Source organism: Stenotrophomonas sp. STEN038 (genome assembly GCF_056759895.1).
Map to the genome: position 1 here is coordinate 1 of NZ_JBRRDW010000107.1, position 4,460 is coordinate 4,460.

Below are 4,460 nucleotides of genomic sequence, written 5' to 3' on the forward strand. Positions count from 1 at the left end.
AGGCGGCGATGAACCAGTTCGCGATAATCTACGAAGACCGATTCACGCTGGCTCGCTGAAAGAGACTTCCGGACTAAACCGCCTCACACACAAAAAATCGGACACGCCCCGAACCTTGGATGACGCGATTATCCACGCAACAGTCATAAAGAAGACCGCGGACGATCAGGACCTTTCGAGCATATACACTCTTTTTGAACGGCTCAATTCGGGCGGAACGTCGCTGTCACCGCATGAGATCCGTGTTGCACTCGCGCCTGGTAAATTGATGCAGCTAGTCCGCGATTTGAACGAAACGCCCGCTTGGCGAGCTGCATTTGGTCCGCCGTCCAAGAACCTCAAGGATCACGAACTGATTCTGCGCTTTGTTGCTCTTATGTACTCTCCCGACGAGTACAGGAGTCCGATGAAGGACTTTCTCACGGAGTATGCACAGCTCAATCATAACCTCGACCACAATAATGCGGCGGTGATTCAGAGCGCGTTTGTGGACAGCATGGAGGCGATTACCAACGCCATTGGGCCTAGGCCTTTCCGCATCTCGAAGGCCTTGAATGCGGCGATTTTCGACTCCGTGATGGTTGGAATTGCGCGCAGACTGTCAACCGGGCTTGCTGTGGATCCTGGTAAGGTTGCGGCTGCCTATGAAGGTCTCTTGAAAGATAAGGACTACCAGTATTCAGTGGGGAAGGCTACCGCGCGAGATGATCAGGTTCAGACTCGTCTGAAACTGGCAACTGAGGCATTCAAGGACGTTTGACTCCATGCGACGACAGGCATCACTTAAGGATGCATTGGATGCGACCTTCTCGCGAGCGTCGAGAATCGACCCTGGGGAGATTGAGCTGCGAGCGGATTTCGCAAGGCATCTTTGCGTTTTAGTGTCCGGCTTTATGGATCAAACGATCAAGAACTTCACCGTAGAGTACGTAAGTAGGCGGTCCTCCCCGACAGTGACCAATCACGTCTCTAAGACGATAACTAACCTGACCAATCTGAAGGCGGAGAAACTGATTGGGCATCTGCTGTCTTTTGACCCCGCCTGGAAGCCCGCGCTTGATGCGCTGATCATTGAAGAGCGGAAGGCAGCAGTTGATAGCGTTATTGCATTGCGGCATGGCATTGCTCATGGAAAGCCCGGGGACGTGACGATCGCACGTATGAAGAGCTACTACGATGAGATGTGTAAGGTTATGGATGGGGTTCGAGAGTTGATGGATATCGATGGCTAGTCGGGCGGTGGCGTAGGTGATCGCAATACTCGGGGATAAGATGCAGGTGAAGGTGAAAGGGCAATTCAGCGGTTGCTAGCAAGATCGCGCGGCAAGTGCCGGCGCGTTCTTCGCGTCGATCGGGGAAACAAGGAAGGAACCCGAAGAGTATTGCTTGGGGTGGTGGTGCAGTCTCGGCACCCCAACCGAGCAGTCGCTTCTGGCCGCAGGACGCAATGCGGGCAGAAGCGAAAAGCGGCAGCCCTAGTAGCAAGAACCTAGGGCCTCGAACGGAGCCGAGCTGTAGCCATAGTGATGGCGCCTTGAGAGCGCGGCAGTAATGTAGCCGGAGGCCGCGGGCGCGAAATCGTCGCCGAGTGCTTCCGGACACCGTGCAAGCTCTAACACAGCGTGGCCATATTAGGTGGCAGTGAAAGGCGGCTTCTATTCCCCTGGGGTCGAATGAGATCGTCCGAGTCAGCAATGGAGACGGCCACATACACCAGCGTGGCCTCTTTCGGATCAACGCCTGCTTCGGAAACAACCGCGCCGCCATTCCCACTGACCTTTCTACCGGCCGGAGGGCCGATGACGACTTCATTCGGTGGTCCTCGCGGTGGTGGCAACAGAATGTTGGAGCGCTATAGTGTCGGCCTGTGAGGACTAACTCACCTCTCCAAACCACACGGAAGTGCAGCCAACATGTCACTGGGTACAACACCTGCAATCAACATAGATGCGGTTACGCGAGTCATGAAGGTTGTTCTGCCGAAGCTGAGGGCGCTGCAGGAGCAAGATTCACCGAATCAGGACGCAGTTGATGAGCTGATTTCCGAGAACCAGAAGTTGGGTGATGCCTTTTACCATTCGGAGTACACAAGTAACCATATAAGTTGGGGATACGCACTCGACCTTATCTACGCGGTGTTGAACGCTGGATACGTCCATGACGCTAAGGAATTTGCAACCCAACTCGACGCTGTGGTGAGAAGAACAGCGGCCCAGCGCGACTACCTTGCTGTCATCCCCTTAGGTTTCTACAGGCCACTGGGGTTCGGGTCAAAGAAGCCAAGTTTTGTTCGCTCATTCGAGATTGGCCCATTCACGATGTCGGCAGCTGCAGCCTCGAGCGGCGCGCTAAACAGGCGCATCAAGGTGTTTGGGTCTCACGCTGTTTCCGACGACTTGTTCGAGCGTCAGGTGCGGCAGTCTGACAAGGCGCTGAGTCGCCATCCGTTGCTGTTCCTGCCCGTACATGGTTCTTCCGACTCTCTGCGCTTTCAGTTGCCCGCAAAGGCGCGCCGAATGATTGGGCTGACTGAATTGCTTGGTAGGGTATTCCGTACGGAGAAGCCATTGCTTGGACAGTTGCCCACATCAAACCATGTGTTCTTGATCCACAAGTCTACGGGGATGCTAGACCGCGTTATGGCAATGCGTCCTTTGACTGTGTCTATTCCGCTAGGAAATAAGCTACTTCAGGCAATTAAGCGCCCCGAAGTGCCAGTAGCCCTCGAGCTGCTTTCCTCGGGGAAAGAAAAAAGCTTGAATGCACAGCTTAGGAACGCGCTGGAGTTCTTTACTCGTGCTGTCAATGAGAAAGACCGCGTTACGCAGTTCATTTTCTTTGTCATATCGATGGAGGCAATTTTCTCTCGCGATAAGAACGCGCCGATCAAGGTGACGCTGGCAGACAATGCGTCACTCCTATGCTTCAAGGGCAAAGATCGGCGCCGCGTCCATGCGGATCTTGGTGAAATCTACGATATCCGATCGGGAATTGTGCATACCGGCGCTTCAAGCATTCAAAGTGCGATGCTGACAAAAGTTGAAGCACTGGCGGCCCGAGCGCTGTACTGTAGTTTGCTGCTCGCCATTCATCTCAATGATGGTCAAGGAAATCTTCAAAAGAAATTCTTCGACTTACTCAAGGGCATGAAGATCGGTGTCGAACCTAATCCAATTAAGCTGCCCGCTTGGCAAGGCTATGGCTTAGAACCAGAGGAGTAGGTGTGAATCCGAAATCTGGGTGGATGGGTGCTATTTCGCTTTAGGTTGAGGTTTGAGTCAGAGTGCTCTTGTTTCGATGTCCGGGTCTGGCCGGTGGGCGGCAGGTTGTTTGCCGATCACCTCATTGAATCCTGAACTGCTTGCTGGTGCCAGACCCGAGCCAGCTTACTCCTGCATTAGGCACGATCGATGGGATCCAGCGGGCATACTTCTTGGCTGTGATGGTCCAGTCTCTGTGCCCCATCTGCTTGGCCACCCACATAACGTTCTCGCCGGCGCTTAATGCCTGGCTCGCGAAGGTATGGCGCATCTGGTACGGGTAGCGGTACCGAACCCCGGCCTTCTTCAACGTCCGCTGCCAGCTACCGGCGCGAATGGTTTGGTCCGAGCCCCAGCGCGCGTTTGTCTTGGGGTCGTGAAAAACAAACTCGCCGGCCAGCAACGTATGCGCGCGCTGCGCTTTGAGAGCAGCCAGTGCCGGCGCGACCAGGGAAACCTCACGTACGCCCGAATCGGTCTTGGGCGCCTTCATTTTGCCCATGACCCACGCGCGCCGGATTTTCACCGTGCCGCGGTTCCAATCGATGTCCGACCAGCAGAGGCCGATCATTTCCGAGGTGCGCAAGCCGCTGGCAAAGTTGAACTGGCAGTAGTTGCGCACCTGCTGTTCGTCGCAGGCCGCCAAGATGGCGAGGACTTCGGAGGGGCTGAATGGATCCACCTCTTCGGGAGCATTGACCTTCGCTCTGCGCCGGACCTTGAAGCTGTCCATCGGGTTGGACTTGATCAGGTCGTCGTCGACGGCGTCATCGAGAGCGCCCCGAAGCGGCCCAAGCACGTTGTTGATCCGCTTGGCCGTCACGGTAGCTCCAAAGCTGGCGACCAGGTCTCGGAGCTGCGCCCGATCGAAGTCTCGCAGGGCGATGGTGCCGATCCGCGGAATCAGGATGTTCTTCACGATCCGGCTGTAGCCGATGATGGTGCTGTGCTCGAGCTCGTTTTGCTTACTCGCCAGCCACCGATCCAAGACTGTTTTCATGTCGTCCAGCGTGGCCGGCTTCTCGATGACCTACCGGGAGCGCTTGCTTGTGGGAAAGTGTGCCGCGTAGTCGAAATCGCCTTTCTCGATCTCGATCCGAATCTGGCCGAGCAGGTTCTCGCAGAACCGATTGTTGCGGGGGGGGGGGGGGGGGGGGAGTTGGAGCCCAACCCGGACCGGGCCGCCCGGTATTTTAAATT

General features: G+C 55.7%; 5 protein-coding genes. 3 read left to right on the top strand and 2 right to left on the bottom strand.

Features of this window, described 5'->3' with window-relative positions; translation table 11 throughout:
- From ACVOLS_RS21340 to ACVOLS_RS21350, 3 genes are all read left to right on the top strand, one after another.
- A partial coding sequence (locus ACVOLS_RS21340; protein ID WP_481547287.1) for a hypothetical protein occupies positions 1-760 on the top strand: 760 nt, incomplete at its 5' end.
- Between the two features lie 4 nt (positions 761-764).
- On the top strand, positions 765-1,232 hold the full coding sequence (locus ACVOLS_RS21345; RefSeq protein WP_481547288.1) for a HEPN domain-containing protein: 468 nt from the start codon (positions 765-767) through the stop codon (positions 1,230-1,232).
- 732 nt (positions 1,233-1,964) lie between these two features.
- On the top strand, positions 1,965-3,221 hold the full coding sequence (locus tag ACVOLS_RS21350) for a hypothetical protein (RefSeq protein WP_481547289.1): 1,257 nt from the start codon (positions 1,965-1,967) through the stop codon (positions 3,219-3,221).
- 121 nt (positions 3,222-3,342) lie between these two features.
- On the opposite strand, the gene ACVOLS_RS21355 is transcribed toward ACVOLS_RS21350, so the two are convergent.
- Positions 3,343-4,260 (bottom strand): tyrosine-type recombinase/integrase, encoded by a 918-nt coding sequence (locus ACVOLS_RS21355; protein WP_481547290.1) that lies wholly within the window; start codon positions 4,258-4,260, stop codon positions 3,343-3,345.
- 30 nt (positions 4,261-4,290) lie between these two features.
- The gene (locus tag ACVOLS_RS21360; protein ID WP_481547291.1) at positions 4,291-4,452 is read right to left on the bottom strand and encodes an Arm DNA-binding domain-containing protein; all 162 of its coding nucleotides are present in this window, start codon (positions 4,450-4,452) and stop codon (positions 4,291-4,293) included.
- Positions 4,453-4,460 lie beyond the last annotated feature (8 nt).

Coding starts and splice junctions, on each gene's coding strand:
- ACVOLS_RS21345 (WP_481547288.1), top strand. CDS start 765: ATGCGACGACAGGCATCACTTAAGGATGCATTGGATGCGACCTTCTCG.
- ACVOLS_RS21350 (WP_481547289.1), top strand. CDS start 1,965: ATGAAGGTTGTTCTGCCGAAGCTGAGGGCGCTGCAGGAGCAAGATTCA.
- ACVOLS_RS21355 (WP_481547290.1), bottom strand. CDS start 4,260: ATGAAAACAGTCTTGGATCGGTGGCTGGCGAGTAAGCAAAACGAGCTC.